At 64.2% G+C, this 16067-nt stretch carries 18 protein-coding genes and 1 tRNA gene; 7 read left to right on the top strand and 12 right to left on the bottom strand.

Features of this window, described 5'->3' with window-relative positions; genetic code table 11:
• The 3 genes from FJW06_RS25260 to FJW06_RS25250 all read right to left on the bottom strand — a co-directional run.
• Positions 1-345 (bottom strand): HTH domain-containing protein (locus tag FJW06_RS25260; protein WP_127243043.1); only part of this gene is annotated, 345 nt, incomplete at its 3' end.
• 18 nt (positions 346-363) lie between these two features.
• Positions 364-774, bottom strand: coding sequence for a hypothetical protein (locus FJW06_RS25255; protein ID WP_140755670.1), 411 nt, complete (start codon positions 772-774; stop codon positions 364-366).
• Positions 775-979: 205 nt separating this feature from the next.
• Complete coding sequence (locus tag FJW06_RS25250) at positions 980-1144, bottom strand: hypothetical protein (RefSeq protein WP_140755668.1); 165 nt, start codon at positions 1142-1144, stop codon at positions 980-982.
• 187 nt (positions 1145-1331) lie between these two features.
• On the opposite strand from FJW06_RS25250, the gene FJW06_RS25245 reads away from it, so the two are divergent.
• Positions 1332-1511, top strand: coding sequence for a hypothetical protein (locus tag FJW06_RS25245; protein ID WP_042641561.1), 180 nt, complete (start codon positions 1332-1334; stop codon positions 1509-1511).
• Between the two features lie 15 nt (positions 1512-1526).
• On the opposite strand, the gene FJW06_RS25240 is transcribed toward FJW06_RS25245, so the two are convergent.
• From FJW06_RS25240 to tkt, 7 genes are all read right to left on the bottom strand, one after another.
• Entirely contained in the window at positions 1527-2252 is a 726-nt protein-coding gene (locus FJW06_RS25240) for an SGNH/GDSL hydrolase family protein (RefSeq protein WP_140755666.1), read from the bottom strand.
• A 65-nt stretch (positions 2253-2317) separates the two neighbouring features.
• Entirely contained in the window at positions 2318-3058 is a 741-nt protein-coding gene (locus tag FJW06_RS25235) for a thioredoxin family protein (RefSeq protein WP_140755664.1), read from the bottom strand.
• Between the two features lie 151 nt (positions 3059-3209).
• Complete coding sequence (locus FJW06_RS25230) at positions 3210-4235, bottom strand: class I fructose-bisphosphate aldolase (protein ID WP_140755662.1); 1026 nt, start codon at positions 4233-4235, stop codon at positions 3210-3212.
• Between the two features lie 117 nt (positions 4236-4352).
• Positions 4353-5549: a phosphoglycerate kinase gene (locus tag FJW06_RS25225; RefSeq protein WP_140755660.1), complete on the bottom strand. Its 1197-nt coding sequence runs from the start codon at positions 5547-5549 to the stop codon at positions 4353-4355.
• Positions 5550-5653: 104 nt separating this feature from the next.
• Positions 5654-7543 carry a potassium/proton antiporter gene (locus tag FJW06_RS25220; RefSeq protein WP_246674831.1) on the bottom strand — a complete coding sequence of 630 codons (1890 nt, stop codon included), beginning with the start codon at positions 7541-7543 and terminating at the stop codon, positions 5654-5656.
• A gap of 160 nt (positions 7544-7703) precedes the next feature.
• Positions 7704-8714 carry a type I glyceraldehyde-3-phosphate dehydrogenase gene (gene gap / locus FJW06_RS25215; RefSeq protein WP_140755658.1) on the bottom strand — a complete coding sequence of 337 codons (1011 nt, stop codon included), beginning with the start codon at positions 8712-8714 and terminating at the stop codon, positions 7704-7706.
• 154 nt (positions 8715-8868) lie between these two features.
• Positions 8869-10860 (bottom strand): transketolase, encoded by a 1992-nt coding sequence (gene tkt / locus FJW06_RS25210; protein WP_140755656.1) that lies wholly within the window; start codon positions 10858-10860, stop codon positions 8869-8871.
• 249 nt (positions 10861-11109) lie between these two features.
• Between tkt and FJW06_RS25205 the strand changes: the two genes are divergently transcribed.
• The 3 genes from FJW06_RS25205 to FJW06_RS25195 all read left to right on the top strand — a co-directional run bounded on the left by FJW06_RS25205 (position 11110) and on the right by FJW06_RS25195 (position 12611).
• Positions 11110-11382, top strand: coding sequence for a DUF4164 domain-containing protein (locus tag FJW06_RS25205; RefSeq protein WP_023763725.1), 273 nt, complete (start codon positions 11110-11112; stop codon positions 11380-11382).
• Positions 11383-11386: 4 nt separating this feature from the next.
• Entirely contained in the window at positions 11387-11752 is a 366-nt protein-coding gene (locus FJW06_RS25200; protein WP_140755654.1) for a cell division protein ZapA, read from the top strand.
• Positions 11753-11951: 199 nt separating this feature from the next.
• Entirely contained in the window at positions 11952-12611 is a 660-nt protein-coding gene (locus FJW06_RS25195) for a peroxiredoxin (protein ID WP_140755652.1), read from the top strand.
• Positions 12612-12870: 259 nt separating this feature from the next.
• On the opposite strand, the gene rpoH is transcribed toward FJW06_RS25195, so the two are convergent.
• Together rpoH and FJW06_RS25185 are read right to left on the bottom strand one after the other, a co-directional pair.
• The gene (gene rpoH / locus FJW06_RS25190; RefSeq protein ID WP_140755650.1) at positions 12871-13782 is read right to left on the bottom strand and encodes an RNA polymerase sigma factor RpoH; all 912 of its coding nucleotides are present in this window, start codon (positions 13780-13782) and stop codon (positions 12871-12873) included.
• Positions 13783-13996: 214 nt separating this feature from the next.
• A complete protein-coding gene (locus FJW06_RS25185; RefSeq protein ID WP_140755648.1) occupies positions 13997-15067 on the bottom strand; it encodes an RluA family pseudouridine synthase in 1071 nt (356 codons plus the stop codon).
• A gap of 26 nt (positions 15068-15093) precedes the next feature.
• Between FJW06_RS25185 and FJW06_RS25180 the strand changes: the two genes are divergently transcribed.
• The 3 genes from FJW06_RS25180 to FJW06_RS25170 all read left to right on the top strand — a co-directional run bounded on the left by FJW06_RS25180 (position 15094) and on the right by FJW06_RS25170 (position 16046).
• Positions 15094-15477: a fimbrial protein gene (locus FJW06_RS25180; protein ID WP_140755646.1), complete on the top strand. Its 384-nt coding sequence runs from the start codon at positions 15094-15096 to the stop codon at positions 15475-15477.
• Positions 15474-15887, top strand: coding sequence for a VOC family protein (locus FJW06_RS25175; protein ID WP_140755644.1), 414 nt, complete (start codon positions 15474-15476; stop codon positions 15885-15887). The genes FJW06_RS25180 and FJW06_RS25175 overlap by 4 nt, the downstream gene beginning before the upstream one ends.
• 84 nt (positions 15888-15971) lie before the next feature.
• A tRNA-Glu gene (locus tag FJW06_RS25170) sits at positions 15972-16046 on the top strand.
• Positions 16047-16067: the final 21 nt, after the last annotated feature.

The raw sequence follows: 16067 nt of genomic DNA, 5'->3' as shown, positions 1-16067 counted from the left end.
GTCCTTTTCCGTGTCGGGCAGCACGGCGCCGATCTTGACCAGAGCCTCGTCGGCGGCCCTCGCCATCGCGGCGCCGCCGAAGGCGCGCACCATGCGGGCGCCGGCAACCAGCGCCACGATCTCGTCACGCGTGAACATCAGCGGCGGAAGATCGAAACCCTCCCGCATCATGTAGCCGACGCCCGCTTCGCCGTCGATCGGCACGCCGGTCGACTGCAGGTCGGCTATGTCGCGGTAAATGGTGCGCTCGGAAACCTCGAGCCACGTGCCGAGCTTCTGCGCGGTGACCAGCCGGCCACCCCGCAAATGCTGCACGATCTGGAAAAGCCTGTCGGCGCGGCGCATCGATTTCTCCCCCGGGGTTTATGGCTTCAGCCCTTCGCGCTTTCGCTGCGCGGCAACGAATTTCGTTCCGAAGGACAGTCTGCTCCTGGTCGGCGTGTCGGCGCCGAGCACACGCCAGAACGGCGCGACGTCGCTCAGCGCCATGCCGCGCTCGAGATCCTCATGCGCGGCCTCGGCAACGGTGCGAAGATGATAGCCGATCGTCACCGGGCAGGTTACTTCGGCGCCGTGCTCGATCGCCAGAGCGGTGCGCAGCGCCCGCACGTCCATCTCCACCCCTTCGGGGATCGAGCGGATGAACTCGTCGACCTGGCGCGCGGTGGGCACCAGCATCGACTGGCCTTCAACGACATCGCCGACCGTGCGCGGCGACGGCTTGATGCCGTTGATGCCCGGCGTTTTCAGCCTGTCGTTCCAGCTTTTCGCCATTCGCGGATCACTCCGGATCGTCGGTTCAAGTTCGTCACTGTCAGGATGGAAGCGGTTCCAACTACCGCACACCTCCTGACAACATACTGTCAGGAGGCTGCGGCGAAACCATCGACAAACAAGCTTCTTTCCCTGAACTCAACATCACTGGCCGCATTACATCTGGGCGCGGCAGCGCCACAATCCAAGTCGCGGTGGCAAAATTTCAGTTTTCACGCACGCGGCCCTGGTAAAGGTCCGGCCAGCCGATGTCCTTGCGGATGTCAGCCGGCAAGGTGTTCAAGAAACGCTGGGTGCGGATCTCGTTGCGCACGGTGCGGATCCTGCCGAGATAGTGCTGCACGCTGCGCAGAATGGTAAACCCGTTCATGACCTCACTCCTCTCTTTTCGATGAGAAGAGTATCGCACATCCCTCCTGACAGCAGTCTGTCAGGAGGTTGGCAGGGTGCCGGAGAAGGCGGTGCGGCGCCTCTCGCAGGTTTCGCAATTACCAGTTTCTGTCAGGAATGCCCCCGTCCGGAGGGCGCCTCAAGAACAGCTTTGACAGCCGTCATCGATGCTGGTCAAAGGCGGCATGACGAAACTGCTCGCCCTTGTCATCTGCGGCATCATGCTGATCCAGGTCATCAAGCCGCTGGGATGGCCGGGGCTGAAGCGGCGCGGCGATTTCTGGAAGCTGGCGCTGCTGGCGATGGCGGCGATCTCGTTGGCCGCGGTGCTTGGACATTGGGCTTAAGCTTGGCCGACCCGGTCACGCTGCTTCGCCGCCAAGTACAAAGTCCAGCAGATGCTCGGCCCAGGCGCGATAGCCCGCTTCGGAGGCGTGGAAGCCGTCGGACGCGAAGCCGGCTTCGGGATTTGTGATCGGCAGGCGCGCCGCGGCGATGGCGCCTCGCTCGTTGCAGAGCCGCCCGCCCATGCGGTTCATTTCCGTGGCGCGGATCTCGAGAATCTGGCCCAGCCATGGCGGCATTGCCGGCGCGCGGGTGAATTCCAGCACCGGTGACCAAACCACGCGCGCTTCCGGCCATTTGGCGCGCAGGGCGTAGAGCAGGCCGCCGAACTCCTTCTTGAAGCGCGGCACGGAATGGAAGTTCTTGGTGTCGTTGGTGCCAACGGCAAGCACGATGTGCGTCCAGGGGTCGGCCGACAAATTGGGCAGGACATGGTCGCGGATCTGTCCCGACGTTGCCGAATTGAAGCCGGCGGCGCGCCAGCGCACGGCGCTGCCGGTGCGTTCGGCAATCAGGCCGGCAAGCTGCGCGGCGAGCCCGTATTCGGATTGTTCGATGCCGACCGACGCCGCCGAGGAATCGCCCAGGACCAGCAACGCGACGGGCGGCGCCTTGCCTGGTATTTCATGCAGCACCGGACCACGCGCGGGCAGCATGCGCGTGGTGCGCCGGCGCACGCCGAGGCCCTGCCAGACGTAGACGGGGAAAGCGAGCCAGGTAAGAAGGGCGAGCAGGCGCTGCATGGCGGTTCCGTTGGCGTGACGCGCAAGCCATTAGCGCATGTTCGAGCTGACGTGAACGATGCCGTTCACCCGCAGCAGGCCGGCCGGTCCTTGCTCTTGTCCTGGTATTCGTCGTGGAGGCGCACCCAGTCCATCAGGTTGTGATACGGACCGGTCTCATCGCGGCCCTTCGGCGTCATGTCGAGATAATGATAGGCGCCGATCAGCGCGTCGCCGCCGCGGGCGCGCGACATGAAGGTGAGAAAGATGTCGCCGCATTCGTTGCGATAGAAGATGCTGGTGCCGGGCAGGTCTTTCGACCGCAGCGGCCGCTTCTCGAAATTGTAGGTGGTCTCGCCCGCCGCGATCTGCTTGTCGGTGAAGGAGACCTGCAGGTCGAAATTGAAGTCGGAGGCGTAGGACGACATCCAGTCGAACTTCCATCCCATGCGCTGCTTGTAAGGCAAGATCTCGGCCAGCGGCGCGCGCGAGACGACGACCAGCGAGACGTCATGGTGCTTCAAATGCCGGTTGGCGCCGTCGATATGGTCGGCGAGGAACGAGCAGCCCTGGCAACGGTGATCGCAACCCGGCGCCATCATGAAATGATAGACGATGAGCTGGCTCTTGCCGGCGAACAGCTCGGCTAGGCGCTTCGGCCCTGCTTCGCTCTCGAAGACATAATCCTTGCGCAGCTTAAACCAGGGCAGCTGCCGCCGCTCGGCGGCGACGAGGTCCCGAAACCGTGTCAGCTCCTTCTCGCGCTCGAGATGCCTTCGGTGCGCCTCGAACCAGTCCTCGCGCGAAACCACGGCATTGCGTTGCATGACCATCTCCTGTCCTCTCCTGCCAAGGACGTTCGACATCGGCGCGATCCGACATCGCGGCCGCCGTTTCATCGAGTGAGGTAGGAACGCTGCCGGCAAAAACAAAACCCGGGCCGTGGGCCCGGGTTTCGATACAGGAGACGGGTAAACGTCAGGCGGCCTTTTCCAGCGCCGGCTGCCATTTCCCGAGCGCGGCCAGATGGTTCATATGGGCGCGGTGGGTGAAGGCGGCCTGGCCGGCGGCTACGTTCGAGGCCTTGCCGCTCCATGCCTTCTGCGGCGCGGCCTGCAGCGCGCGGCCATAGGAGAAGGTCAGCTTCCACGGATGCGGGCCGATGGCGTTGATGGCGTTGAGGTTGGCCGTCGCCTCCTCGTCCTCCTGGCCGCCGGACAGGAAGGCGATGCCCGGCACCGCCGCCGGCACCACTTCACGGAACAGCTTGGTCGTCTTCTCGGCGATTTCCTCAGGCGCGTCGGTCCTGCCCGACTTCTTGCCCGAGATGACCATGTTGGGCTTCAGGATCGAGCCTTCGAGCACGACACGTGCTGCGTAGAGCTCGTCATAGAGCTTGACCAGCGTCGCCTTGGAGACGTCGTAGCAGGTGTCGATCGAATGCGCCCCGTCCATCAGCACTTCCGGCTCGACGATCGGCACGATGCCGGCCTCCTGGCAAAGTGCGGCATAGCGGGCCAGCGCATGGGTGTTGGAGGCGATCGAATTGGCCGAAGGCACGCCTTTGCCGGTGTCGATATCGATCACCGCGCGCCATTTGGCGAAGCGGGCGCCGAGCTTGTAATAATCGGCAAGCCGCTCGCGCAGCCCGTCCAGGCCTTCGGTGATGGTGTCGCCGGGAAAGCCGGCCAGGGGCTTGGCGCCGAGGTCGACCTTGATGCCCGGAATGGCGCCGGACGCCTTGATGATGTCGACCAGCGGCGTGCCGTCGGCGGCCTTTTGGCGGATGGTCTCGTCATAGAGGATGACGCCGGAGATGTATTTGGACATCGCATCCTTGGCGCGGAACATCATCTCGCGATAGTCGCGCCGGTTGTCGGCGGTCGACTCGACACCGATGACGTCAAAACGCTTCTTGATGGTGCCGGAGCTCTCATCGGCGGCCAAAAGGCCCTTGCCGCCGCTCACCATCGCGGCGGCGATATCTTCGAGACGTTCGCTCATGGGTGCTCTCCTACGCTGCGTTTGTTCCGCGCTAGCAGAACACTACCGCCAAAGGAATGACGCCGGAAAGCACGAATCGATTGAAAGTTTCGGGCGCTTTTTCCGTTCCCGAACTGTTTACCGCTTCAGCACCTCGACGCCCGGCAGCGGCTTGCCTTCCATCCATTCAAGGAACGCGCCGCCGGCGGTCGAGACATAGGTGAAGTCGTCGGCGACGCCGGCATGGTTGAGCGCGGCCACCGTGTCGCCGCCGCCGGCGACCGAGACAAGCTTGCCCGCCTTGGTGCGCGCCGCGGCATGCTTTGCCGCCGCCACCGTGGCGCGATCGAAGGGCTCGATCTCGAAGGCGCCGAGCGGACCGTTCCAGACCAAGGTCGCGGCGCGGTCGATCCAGTCGTTGACGCTCTGCACGGTCTTTGCGCCGACATCGAGGATCATACCGTCGGACGGCACGTCCGAGATGGCGACGGTCTCGCTCGCCGCACCCGCCTTGAATTCCTTGGCGACCACGCCGTCGGCGGGCAGGATGATGGCGCAGCCGGCTTCCGCCGCCTCGATCATGATCTGCTTGGCCGTGCCGGCAAGATCGTGCTCGCAGAGCGACTTGCCGACATCGGTGCCACGCGCGGCCAGGAAGGTGTTGGCCATGCCGCCGCCGATCACCAGCGCGTCGACCCTCTTCACCAGGTTCATCAAAAGGTCGATCTTGGTCGAGACCTTGGCGCCGCCGACGATGGCGACCACCGGCCGTACCGGATTGCCGAGGCCCTTTTCCAGCGCGTCGAGCTCGGCCTGCATGGTGCGGCCGGCATAGGCCGGCAAGTGGCGCGCCAGGCCTTCGGTTGAGGCATGCGCGCGATGCGCGGCTGAAAAGGCGTCGTTGACATAGATGTCGCCATTGGCGGCGAGCTTTTCGGTGAAGGCCGGTTCGTTCTTTTCCTCGGCCTTGTGGAAGCGGGTGTTCTCGAGCAGCAGCACGTCGCCGTCCTTCATCGCCGCGACCGCTTCGGCAGCCTTATCGCCGATGCAGTCGGCGGCAAAGCCGACAGGGCGGCCGAGCACCTCCGCCGTCGCGCGGGCGATCGGCTCCAGCGAGAACTCGGCCGAAGGACCGTCCTTGGGGCGGCCGAAATGGGCCAGCAGGATGACCTTGGCGCCCTTTTTCGAGAGCTCGGCGATGGTCGGGGCGATGCGCTCGATGCGGGTCGCGTCGGTCACCTTGCCGTCGGCGACGGGAACGTTGAGGTCTACGCGCACCAGCACGCGCTTGCCGCCGACGGCGCCGATATCATCGAGTGTCTTGAAGCCGGCCATGGTCGTTCCTTTCCGCGAAAAACGCGGCGACCTTACCCGGCGCCGGGGACGATGCAAGCGCTGCGTGGAGAGCGGGCGCGCAAAAATGATGTCGACGTGAGACATCAGCCCTCGCCGGTTGCCTTCTGCTCGTCCGATGCCGGCGCCACGCCGTCGATCGGCACGTCCCCGGCCGCCAGTTGTTCCGCCGGGCGGCGCCAGTTGCGGATCATGGCGGCTACACGGTCGCCGATCTCGCCGGCGCTCAGGAAAACCGGCACCCGCGCGACCGGCGCGGTCGGCTCGAAGGACAGGCCGAGTCCCGTAATCCTGCCTTTCTCGTCGACGTCGCGCACGATCAGCTCGATCGGGCCGATCACCACGCGGTCGGCATATTCGGGACGGCCGCCGAGCCGCTCGGTAACGAGCGCCGCGACCGTGAGCTTCTGTTCGGCCTCGGTCAGGCCCGGTGCATAAGCGGCTTCCAGTTCCGCGGCCGAGCGGGCAGGATCGACGGCGAAGGCGCCGAAGAAGTCGGCGTCCTCAGGGTCGACCACGGCGCGGCTGGCGAAAAGCTTGTCGAGAAGGCGCGGGTAGCGGTCCGGCACGAAGATGTAGACCTGATCGCCGGCTGCCAGCCGGCCCATATCCTGGAAGCGCATGGAGCGGCCGTCGCGCAGCACCAGCGAGGGCCTTGCCCAGCGCGGGATGCGCTCGCCGCGCGCCACCGGGCTGCCGGGCGCGACGCGATAGGCAAGCAACTCATGATGGGCCGAGCCCGGCAGTTCGAGCTCGACTTTGTCGAGCGGCCCGAGACGCGCCGGCACGATCAGGCCGAGGCGCCGCGCCAGCGGTCCGACCGTCCAGCCCTGAACCACCAGCGACACGAGCACGATGATGAAGGCGGCGTTGAAGATCAGCCGGCCATGCTCGAGCCCGCCGAGCAGCGGCGTGATGGCGAGCAGGATCGAGACCGCACCGCGCAGGCCGACCCAGGAGACGAAGGCGACCTCCGGGCGCGGCAGGCGGAACGGCGTCAGGCAGAGCCAGACGGCCAAAGGCCGCGCCACGAAGATCAGGAACAGACCGAGCAGGACCGCCGGCACCAGGATCGCGGGGAACTGCGAGGGCGTGGCGAACAGACCGAGGATCAGGAACATGATGATCTGCGCCAGCCACGACATGCCGTCCTGGAAGCGCTTCAGGATGGTGACGGCGCGGATGTTGGAATTGCCGGCGATCAGCCCGGCAAGGTAGACGGCGAGGAAGCCCGAGCCGCCGATGGCGCCAGCTGCCGCGAACACCATCAGCGACAGCGTCAGCACGAAAATCGGCAGCAGACCATGATCGAGGTTCAGCCGCTCGACGAGACGCACAATGCCAAAGCCGCCGAGCACGCCGACAATGGCGCCGAGCCCCATGTTGGCGAGGAAGCCGAGCAAAAGATTGGTGGCCAGCACATCGGCTTCGAGATTGGCATGCGCGGCGATGATCTCGACGAGCGTGATGGTGAGGAAGATGGCGATCGGGTCGTTGGTGCCGGATTCCACTTCGAGCGTCGAACGCACGCGCTCGCGCAGATGGATTTCGCCGGCGCGCAGCAGGAAGAACACGGCCGCCGCATCGGTCGAGGCGACGGCCGCGCCGAGCAGCGAGGATTCGAGCCAGTTGAGGCCGAGCAAATAACAGGCGGCCACGCCAAAAATGCCGGTGGTTAGGATGACGCCGATCGTGGCCAGCGACAGCGCCGGTCCAGCCGCCTGACGCAGCGCGTTGAGCGGCGTGCCGAAACCGGAATCGAACAGGATGATGGCCAAGGCCAGTGAGCCGGCAAAATAAGCAAGGCGGGCATTGTCGAATTCAATGCCGAGGCCGTCGACGCCGCTAGCAAGGCCGATGCAGAGGAAGAGAAGCAGCAAGGGAGCGCCGAAGCGGAAGGCGATCAGGCTCGAAAACGCGGCGGCGACGATGAGCGCCGTGCCGACCAGCGTCACGAGATAGATCGCATGCTCCATCCGTTATTGCCCCTCCAGAATCCCCACTATTTCCCGCTTTACCAGAGAGTGGGGCGAAGACATGGCCGGTGCAAGGCGACAGCGTGGTTTTTGGCTCAGCCGGCCAATAAAAAACGCCCGGCCGAAGCCGGGCGTTTCAAACCGCTTAGCGGGCGTTGGATCAGGCGATGGTCTTGCCGAAGGCGACGGCAGTGTCGCCCATGCGGTTCGAGAAGCCCCATTCGTTGTCGTACCAGGACAGGACCGAAACGAAGTTGCCGTCCATGACCTTGGTCTGGTCGAGCGCGGCGATCGAGGAATGCGGATCGTGGTTGAAGTCGATCGACACATTCGGGTGGTTGGTGACCGAAAGAATGCCCTTCAGCTTGCCGTTGGAGGCGGCGATCAGAGCTTCGTTGATCTCCTGCGCGGTGGTCGAGCGTTTGGCCACGAACTTGAAGTCGACGACCGACACGTTCGGGGTCGGCACGCGGATCGAGATGCCGTCGAGCTTGCCCTTGAGGTCGGGCAGCACGAGGCCGATCGCCTTCGCGGCGCCCGTCGAGGTCGGGATCTGCGACAGGGCAGCGGCGCGGGCACGGTAGAGATCCTTGTGCATGGTGTCGAGCGTCGGCTGGTCGCCGGTGTAGGAGTGGATCGTCGTCATCATGCCCTTCTCGATGCCGACGGTCTCGTGCAGCACGGCCGCCAGTGGCGCCAGGCAGTTGGTGGTGCAGGACGCGTTCGAGATGACGATGTGGTCCTTGGTCAGCTTGTCGTGGTTGATGCCGTAGACGACGGTGAGATCGGCGCCTTCGGCCGGGGCCGAGACGATGACGCGCTTGGCGCCGGCGGTGAGATGCGCGGCAGCCTTGTCGCGGGCGGTGAAGATGCCTGTGCATTCGAGCGCGATATCGATGCCGAGCTCCTTCCATGGCAACTGGGTCGGATCCTTGATCGCGGTGACCTTGAACTTCTCCTTGCCGACCGAGATCTGGTCGCCGTCGACGGTCACCTCATGCGGGAAGCGGCCATGCACGCTGTCGTAGCGCAGGAGGTGCGCATTTGTCTCGACCGGGCCGAGGTCGTTGACGGCGACCACGTCGATGTCCTTGCGGCCGGATTCGTGGATGGCGCGCAGAATGTTGCGGCCGATGCGGCCAAATCCGTTGATGGCAACTCTGACGGTCATTGTTCTCTCCCTTGGGGGCTGGAAAGCGGATGGTCCACAGCTTCATAACGGCGGAAGGCATAAGAATCCAGCCGCAGAACGTCGCATTTAAATCGATTAGGTTGGTCCAGCCCGGCAGCCCCGCCAATCGGAGCTCCCGGGCCCGGGCCAATCCCTATTTGCCGTGCAGGCGGGCTTCGGCAGCCTTGGCCGCGGCCTCGGCGGTGATGCCGAAATGCGGATAGAGCTGCTCGATCGAGCCGGAAGCGCCGAAACCGTGCATGCCGACAAAAATGCCGTCGGTGCCGATCAGGTGATCCCAGCCCTGCCGGATGCCGGCCTCGATCGCGACCTTCACCTTGGCATTGCCGATGGTCTTGGCTCGATAGTCCTCGCTCTGCTGGTCGAACAGCTCGAAGCAGGGCACCGAGACGACGCGGGTCGGATGGCCGTGCTTTTCCAGCAGGTCGCGCGCGCCGAGCGCGATCTCGACCTCGGAGCCGGTGGCGAAGATCGTCACCACGGCCTCGCCGTTTGCCGCGGCAAGCTCGTAGGCGCCTTGGCTTGAGAGGTTCTTTGCCGAATGCTCGGTGCGAACGGTTGGCAGGTTCTGGCGGGTCAGCGCCAGGGTCGAGGGGGTCTTTTCCGATTCCAGCGCGATCTGCCAGCATTCCGCGGTTTCGACCGCGTCGGCCGGGCGGAAGACATTGTGGTTCGGGATGGCGCGAAGTGCTGCCAGATGCTCGACCGGCTGGTGGGTCGGGCCGTCCTCGCCGAGGCCGATCGAGTCATGCGTCATGACGAAGATCGAACGGATGCCCATCAGCGAGGCCAGGCGCATCGAGGGGCGGGCATAGTCGGAGAAGCACAGGAAGGTGCCGCCATAGGCGATCAGGCCGCCATGCAGCGTCAGACCGTTGATGGCTGCCGCCATGCCATGCTCGCGGATGCCGTAATGGACATAGCGCTGGCCGTAATCGTCGGGCGTGATGTTCTTGGTCTGGCTGGTCTTGGTGTTGTTGGAGCCCGTCAAGTCGGCCGAGCCGCCGATAGTTTCCGGCACCGCGCCGTTGATGACTTCCAGCGCCATTTCCGAGGATTTGCGGGTGGCGACCTTCGGCTTGTCGACCGAGAGCTTCTTCTTGTAGTCGGCAATGACGGCGTCGAAATTGGAGGGCAGCTTGCCGGCAATACGGCGTTCGAACTCGGCCTTGAGCTTCGGCTCGGCCTTGGCAAGCCGGCCTTCCCAGCCGGCGCGCGCCTTGGCGCCGTTCTTGCCCACGGCGCGCCAGGCGTCGAGGATGTCGGCGGGAATCTCGAAGGGCGGCGAGTCCCAGTTGAAGAATTTGCGAGCGCCGGCGATTTCCTCGGCGCCGAGCGGCGAGCCGTGCGCCTTGTTGGTGCCGGCCTTGGTCGGGGCGCCGAAGCCGATGGTCGTCTTGCAGGCGATCATCGTCGGCTTGTCGGAATGGCGGGCGGCTTCGATGGCGTAGGCGATCGCTTCCGGATCGGTGCCGTCGATGTGGCTGGCGTTCCAACCGCTAGCCTGGAAGCGGGCAACCTGGTCGGTGTTGTCGGCCAGCGAGACCGGGCCGTCGATCGAGATGTTGTTGTTGTCCCAGAAGACGATCAGCTTGTTGAGCTTCAGATGCCCGGCCAGCGCGATGGCTTCCTGGGAGACGCCTTCCATCAGGCAGCCGTCGCCGGCCAGCACGTAGGTGTAGTGGTTGACGAGGTCGTTGCCGAAGGCGGCGTTCATGATACGCTCGCCGAGCGCGAATCCGACTGAGTTGGCAAGGCCCTGGCCGAGCGGACCGGTGGTGGTCTCGATGCCGGCGGCATGGCCGTATTCGGGATGGCCGGCGGTCTTGGAGCCGAGCTGGCGGAAATTCTTGATCTGGTCGATCGTCATGTCCTCATAGCCGGTAAGGTAGAGGAGCGAATAGAGCAGCATCGAGCCGTGGCCGGCCGACAGGATGAAGCGGTCGCGGTCGGCCCAGTGCGGCGCCTTGGCGTCGAATTTCAGGAAACGGCTGAACAGAACCGTGGCGATATCGGCGCAGCCCATCGGCAGGCCGGGGTGACCGGAATTCGCCTTCTCGACGGCGTCCATGGAAAGGAAACGGATCGCGTTGGCCATCCGATCATGTTGTTCACGCGAGGTCATGCTTCCTCCGGAAGTGGGTTGGAGCCTGGGAAGAGGATGCCGCGACACATAGCAGGCACGGCCCTTTAGTCAACAAATCGGGACGGATTTTGCCGGGCTTGTGATGGCGTCGAGCGCCTCACATTAGCGATAGCGGGGGACAGTCGCGAGAGCTTTGTTGACGCGCCCTTCACCCGGCGCCTAATCTTTCCGAGGTAACGCGTTCTGAATGCGCGCGATTCGGTGATGGGCAGGGCATAGGACGAGGCCATGACCGGGGAAACGACCCTCAAGGAAGTCATCGCCAGGCTGGGCAAAGCCATGGAAGGGCTGGAAAACGCCGTGGCGGCGAAGCTCGAGCATGAGCGCGATTACTCGGAAGCCGAGGCCGAGGTGCAACGCATGAACGCCGACCGTTCACGCTTGGCGCAGGAGCTCGACAATTCCGAGGCGCGCGCCGAGCGCCTGGAAGACGCCAACAAGGAAGTGTCGCGGCGGCTGGTGACCGCCATGGAAACCATCCGCGCAGTTCTGGACAGGTAAGGCAATGGCACAGGTCACCGTTTCCATCGACGGCAAGCAGTACCGGATGGCCTGCGACGAGGGCCAGGAAGAGCATCTGATCGATCTTGCCGAACGCTTCGACCGCTATGTCTCGCATCTGAAGGATTCCTTCGGCGAGATCGGCGACCAGCGGCTCACCGTCATGGCCGGCATCATGGTGATGGACGAGCTCTCGGAGCTCACCAAGCGCGTCAAGGGCATGGAGAGCGAGGTGCTCACCTTGCGCAAGACGCGCGACGAAGCGCTGACCAAGGCCGACAAGAGCGACAGCGTGCTTACGACGGCGCTCGCGGCGCTCGCGCAGCGCATGGAAGATCTCACCGCGACACTGGCGATAAAGAAGGCTTAAGCCGCGTTATCCGGCCCCCAGCTCCCGTCGCGGAAATTCCGCCTGTCTTTTCCAGGAAAAGACGAAATTTTTCCGCTCTCTCGATCACGCTTGCAGGCACAAGCCTTTTGAACCGGACCGTGCGGCGGTATAGAAGGTTGAGCCACGCCGATGGGGTTGGCCCATGCCGGCGGTACGTCACAAGGGTAGGGAGCACGTCATGAGCCTTCGCATCAACGATATCGCACCGGACTTCACCGCCGAGACCACGCAAGGGAAGATCAATTTCCATCAATGGATTGGCGACGGCTGGGCGGTGCTTTTCAGCCATCCGAAGAACTTCACGCCTGTCTGCACGACCGAGCTCGGCACGATGGCGGGGCTGGAAGGCGAGTTCAGGAAGCGCAACGTCAAGATCATCGGCATCTCGGTTGATCCGGTATCGAGCCACGACAAGTGGCAGGCCGACATCAAGACCGCCACCGGCCAGACGGTGAACTATCCGCTGATCGGCGACAACGACCTCAAGGTCGCCAAGCTTTACGAGATGCTGCCAGCGGGCGCGGGCGAGAGCTCGGAGGGCCGCACGCCGGCCGACAACGCCACCGTGCGTTCGGTCTATGTCATCGGCCCGGACAAGAAGATCAAGCTGGTGCTGACCTATCCGATGACCACGGGCCGGAACTTCGACGAGATCCTGCGCGTCATCGATTCCATCCAGCTGACCGCCAAGCACCAGGTGGCGACGCCGGCGAACTGGAAGCAAGGCGACGACGTCATCATCACCGCCGCGGTCTCCAACGAAGACGCGGTCAAGCGCTTTGGGGCCTACGAAACGGTTCTGCCGTATCTGAGGAAAACCAAGCAGCCCTCGGCGTGATTTTTCCTTGTCCCCGTTGAACGGGGAGAAGGTGCCCGAAGGGCGGATGAGGGGCGGCGCGGCGGTTCGACGTGATAGCGCCGCAAGCCTCATCGGATGGTTCTGAGAGAAAAACCTCGCAGCGTCGGCGCTGCCCCTCATTGTCCTGCCGGACATTTCTCCCCGTATAGTGACGGGGAGAAAGGAGCGCGCCGCCACTTTCCCCAACAAAAAAGGCGACGCCGAAGCGCCGCCTCTTTTCGTGTCGATATCGACGTGATTAAGCCGCCGGCTGCGCCTCGATGGTGCGCAGCGCCTGGGTCTGGCGCTTGGCAGCGGCCTTGACCGCGTCCTGCACCTTCTCGAAGGCGCGCACCTCGATCTGGCGCACGCGCTCGCGGCTGATGTCGAACTCAGCCGACAGCTCTTCCAACGTCAACGGCTCCTCGGCCAGGCGACGCGCCTCGAAAATGCGCCGCTCGCGGTCGTTGAGGACCGACAGAGCGCCTGACAGCATGGCGCGCCGGTTTTCCAGCTCGTCCTGCTCGATCAGCATCTCTTCCTGGCTTTCGTGGTCGTCGACCAGCCAGTCCTGCCATTCGCCGGACTCGCCTTCGCTCGCCCGGATCGGGGCATTGAGCGAAGCGTCGCCTGAAAGGCGGCGATTCATCGATACCACTTCGGCCTCGGAGACGTTGAGGCGAGTGGCGATCTCGGCGATCTGATCGGGCTTCAAGTCGCCATCATCGAGCGCCTGAATCTTGCCCTTCACCTTGCGCAGGTTGAAGAACAAACGCTTCTGGTTGGCGGTGGTGCCCATCTTGACCAGGCTCCACGAGCGCAGGATGTATTCCTGGATCGAGGCTTTGATCCACCACATCGCATAGGTGGCGAGCCGGAAACCACGCTCCGGTTCGAACTTCTTCACGGCCTGCATGAGGCCGACGTTGCCTTCCGAGATCACCTCGCCGATCGGCAAGCCGTAGCCGCGATAGCCCATGGCGATCTTGGCGACGAGCCGCAAATGGCTGGTGACGAGCTTGTGGGCAGCCGAAGTGTCCTGATGCTCGGCGTAGCGTTTCGCGAGCATGTACTCTTCCTGCGGCTGAAGCATCGGAAAGCGGCGGATTTCTTCCAGGTAACGGGCGAGACCGCCTTCACCGGAAACGATACTGGGTAATGATTGGGCCATGATAGCGCCCCTCTCTCTTTGGAGTGAATGCCCCCTAAACGCGGCGGGCACGCGTCACGGATGCCAAAGGCTCATCCGCGACAACCTGTATATATAGGAACAAAACCAGAAAAGACAGGCATTTGTTCAACGCTAAACAGTCTGTCACGCTGAAGTGAACAACGCCGGTCAGGTTTTTTGATGGCTGGTTTGCATCTCGTTCGTGGCGGCTGGTTCAAAGTTTTCGGAAGTCGCCGACGAGTTCCTCCATGTCTCCTGGCATCGGCGCTTCGAACCTCATCGTTAGATGGGTGGTCGGGTGGCGGAATTCAAGGAGCCAGGCGTGCAGGGCCTGCCGGGAAAAGGCCTTGACCTTGGCTTTTAACGGTTCCGGCAGCCGGTTGGCCTTGGTGCGGAAGGCCTGGCCGTAATCCGGATCGCCGACAACCGGATGGCCCATATGGGCCATGTGGACGCGGATCTGGTGGGTGCGGCCGGTTTCGAGCCGGCATTCGACCAGGCTTGCAGTGGCAAAGGTCTGCTGTTCTTCGCCGAAGCGCTCGACGACGGAGAAATGGGTGACGGCATGGCGGGCATCGTCGCGACTTTCCGGCACCACCGCGCGGCGCACGCGGTCGGCGGCGCGGCCCAAGGCGGCGTCGATCGTGCCGGTCGGCCGCTGCGGAATGCCCCAGACCAGCGCCAGGTAGGCGCGCTCGAGATCGCCGGTGCGGCCATGGTCGGCAAAAGCCTCCGACAGGGCCTTGTGGGCGCGGTCGGTCTTGGCCACGACCATGACGCCGCTGGTTTCCTTGTCCAGCCGATGTACGATGCCTGGCCGCCTCACGCCGCCGATACCGGACAGGCTGTCGCCGCAATGGTGGATCAGCGCGTTGACCAGCGTGCCGGTCCAGTTGCCGGCGCCAGGATGGACGACCAGCCCCGCCGGCTTGTTGATCACGATCAGCTCGTCGTCCTCGTAGAGGATATCGAGGGGGATGTCCTCGCCCTGCGGCGCGGCCGGCTCGGGCGCGGGCACCAGAATTTCGATCCGCTCACCGGCCGTCAGCTTGCGCTTGGCTTCCAGCACTGGCGTGCCGGCGACGGAGACCGCGCCTTGGCGGATCAGCGCCTGCACGCGGCTGCGCGAGAGCTCCGGACCGAGCCTGGCGGCGAGCCATTGGTCGAGGCGCTGGCCGGCGGCGTCCGCATCGGCTTCGAGCACGACAGCTTCGTCGGCAGCCGATTCCTCGTCCGCCAATTCGTCCTCTATCAATATCGGGGTCTCTTCGTTATGAGCGCTCATCGAAACCCGTTGCGGATTGTTTAGCCATGGCCCGGCCGATCGCCGAAGAAGATGAGGAAAAGCCGCTCGACCCAGCGGCCGAGAACGTGCGCCGCAAGCTCGTCCGCTTCATGATCGTCAATCTTGGCCTTCTGTTCCTCGCCCTTATGGTGGTGATCGGGGCGCTTGTCTACAAAGCCCGCAATGCGCCGGTGGCCGGACCGGCGCCCGCCGGCGATGTTCAGGCTCCGGCAGGCGCGCCCCTGTCGGGCGACATCGTGCTTCCCGTCGGCGCCAAGGTGATCAGCCAGTCGCTCTCCGGCAACCGCTTGTCGATCGACGCCGAGCTTGCCGACGGCAGCCGGTCGATCTTCGTCTACGAAATCGCCGAGCGCCGCATCATCGGCCAATTCACGATCCGCAACAAATGAGCGGCTTTGCCGGGAACCGCAGCGTCGCGACCGTCGCGCTCGTCGTCGCCAATTACGACGAGGCGGTTCGCTGGTATGTCGAGCGGCTCGGCTTCGTGCTCACCGAGGATGTCGACCTCGGCGGCGGCAAGCGCTGGGTCACCGTCGCGCCGGCGAACGGCCAAGGCGCGCGGCTGCTCCTGGCGGAGGCTTCCGGAGAGGAACAGGCAAGCCGCATCGGCAACCAGACCGGCGGCCGGGTGTTCCTGTTCCTAGAGACCGATGATTTTTTCCGCGACCATCACGCGATGCTCGGCAGGGGCATCGAATTCCGCGAGGCGCCGCGCCTTGAGGCCTATGGCACGGTGGCGGTTTTTTCCGATCTCTACGGCAATCTCTGGGACCTGATCGAGCCGAAACGGCAAGGCTGACACGGCCGTTTCATAAAGTGCTTCGGGCGCCAGAACTCCAGTTGCTTTTTTCCGGCCGCCAGCCTATGTAGCCGGTTCTTGAGCGCGCCCATCGTCTAGCGGTCAGGACACCGCCCTCTCACGGCGGGAACAGGGGTTCGATTCCCCTTGGGCGTACCAAGACAATCGAACAAGCTGGAT

Origin of the sequence: Mesorhizobium sp. B4-1-3 (assembly GCF_006439355.1) — a bacterium.
In the GTDB taxonomy this organism is placed as follows: domain Bacteria; phylum Pseudomonadota; class Alphaproteobacteria; order Rhizobiales; family Rhizobiaceae; genus Mesorhizobium.
The sequence above is the reverse complement of the archived record's forward strand: the minus strand, read 5'-3'. Positions and strand labels throughout refer to the sequence as shown.

Coding starts and splice junctions, on each gene's coding strand:
- FJW06_RS25255 (WP_140755670.1), bottom strand. CDS start 774: ATGGCGAAAAGCTGGAACGACAGGCTGAAAACGCCGGGCATCAACGGC.
- FJW06_RS25250 (WP_140755668.1), bottom strand. CDS start 1,144: ATGAACGGGTTTACCATTCTGCGCAGCGTGCAGCACTATCTCGGCAGG.
- FJW06_RS25245 (WP_042641561.1), top strand. CDS start 1,332: ATGCTGGTCAAAGGCGGCATGACGAAACTGCTCGCCCTTGTCATCTGC.
- FJW06_RS25240 (WP_140755666.1), bottom strand. CDS start 2,252: ATGCAGCGCCTGCTCGCCCTTCTTACCTGGCTCGCTTTCCCCGTCTAC.
- FJW06_RS25235 (WP_140755664.1), bottom strand. CDS start 3,058: ATGCAACGCAATGCCGTGGTTTCGCGCGAGGACTGGTTCGAGGCGCAC.
- FJW06_RS25230 (WP_140755662.1), bottom strand. CDS start 4,235: ATGAGCGAACGTCTCGAAGATATCGCCGCCGCGATGGTGAGCGGCGGC.
- FJW06_RS25225 (WP_140755660.1), bottom strand. CDS start 5,549: ATGGCCGGCTTCAAGACACTCGATGATATCGGCGCCGTCGGCGGCAAG.
- FJW06_RS25220 (WP_246674831.1), bottom strand. CDS start 7,543: ATGGAGCATGCGATCTATCTCGTGACGCTGGTCGGCACGGCGCTCATC.
- gap (WP_140755658.1), bottom strand. CDS start 8,714: ATGACCGTCAGAGTTGCCATCAACGGATTTGGCCGCATCGGCCGCAAC.
- tkt (WP_140755656.1), bottom strand. CDS start 10,860: ATGACCTCGCGTGAACAACATGATCGGATGGCCAACGCGATCCGTTTC.
- FJW06_RS25205 (WP_023763725.1), top strand. CDS start 11,110: ATGACCGGGGAAACGACCCTCAAGGAAGTCATCGCCAGGCTGGGCAAA.
- FJW06_RS25200 (WP_140755654.1), top strand. CDS start 11,387: ATGGCACAGGTCACCGTTTCCATCGACGGCAAGCAGTACCGGATGGCC.
- FJW06_RS25195 (WP_140755652.1), top strand. CDS start 11,952: ATGAGCCTTCGCATCAACGATATCGCACCGGACTTCACCGCCGAGACC.
- rpoH (WP_140755650.1), bottom strand. CDS start 13,782: ATGGCCCAATCATTACCCAGTATCGTTTCCGGTGAAGGCGGTCTCGCC.
- FJW06_RS25185 (WP_140755648.1), bottom strand. CDS start 15,067: ATGAGCGCTCATAACGAAGAGACCCCGATATTGATAGAGGACGAATTG.
- FJW06_RS25180 (WP_140755646.1), top strand. CDS start 15,094: ATGGCCCGGCCGATCGCCGAAGAAGATGAGGAAAAGCCGCTCGACCCA.
- FJW06_RS25175 (WP_140755644.1), top strand. CDS start 15,474: ATGAGCGGCTTTGCCGGGAACCGCAGCGTCGCGACCGTCGCGCTCGTC.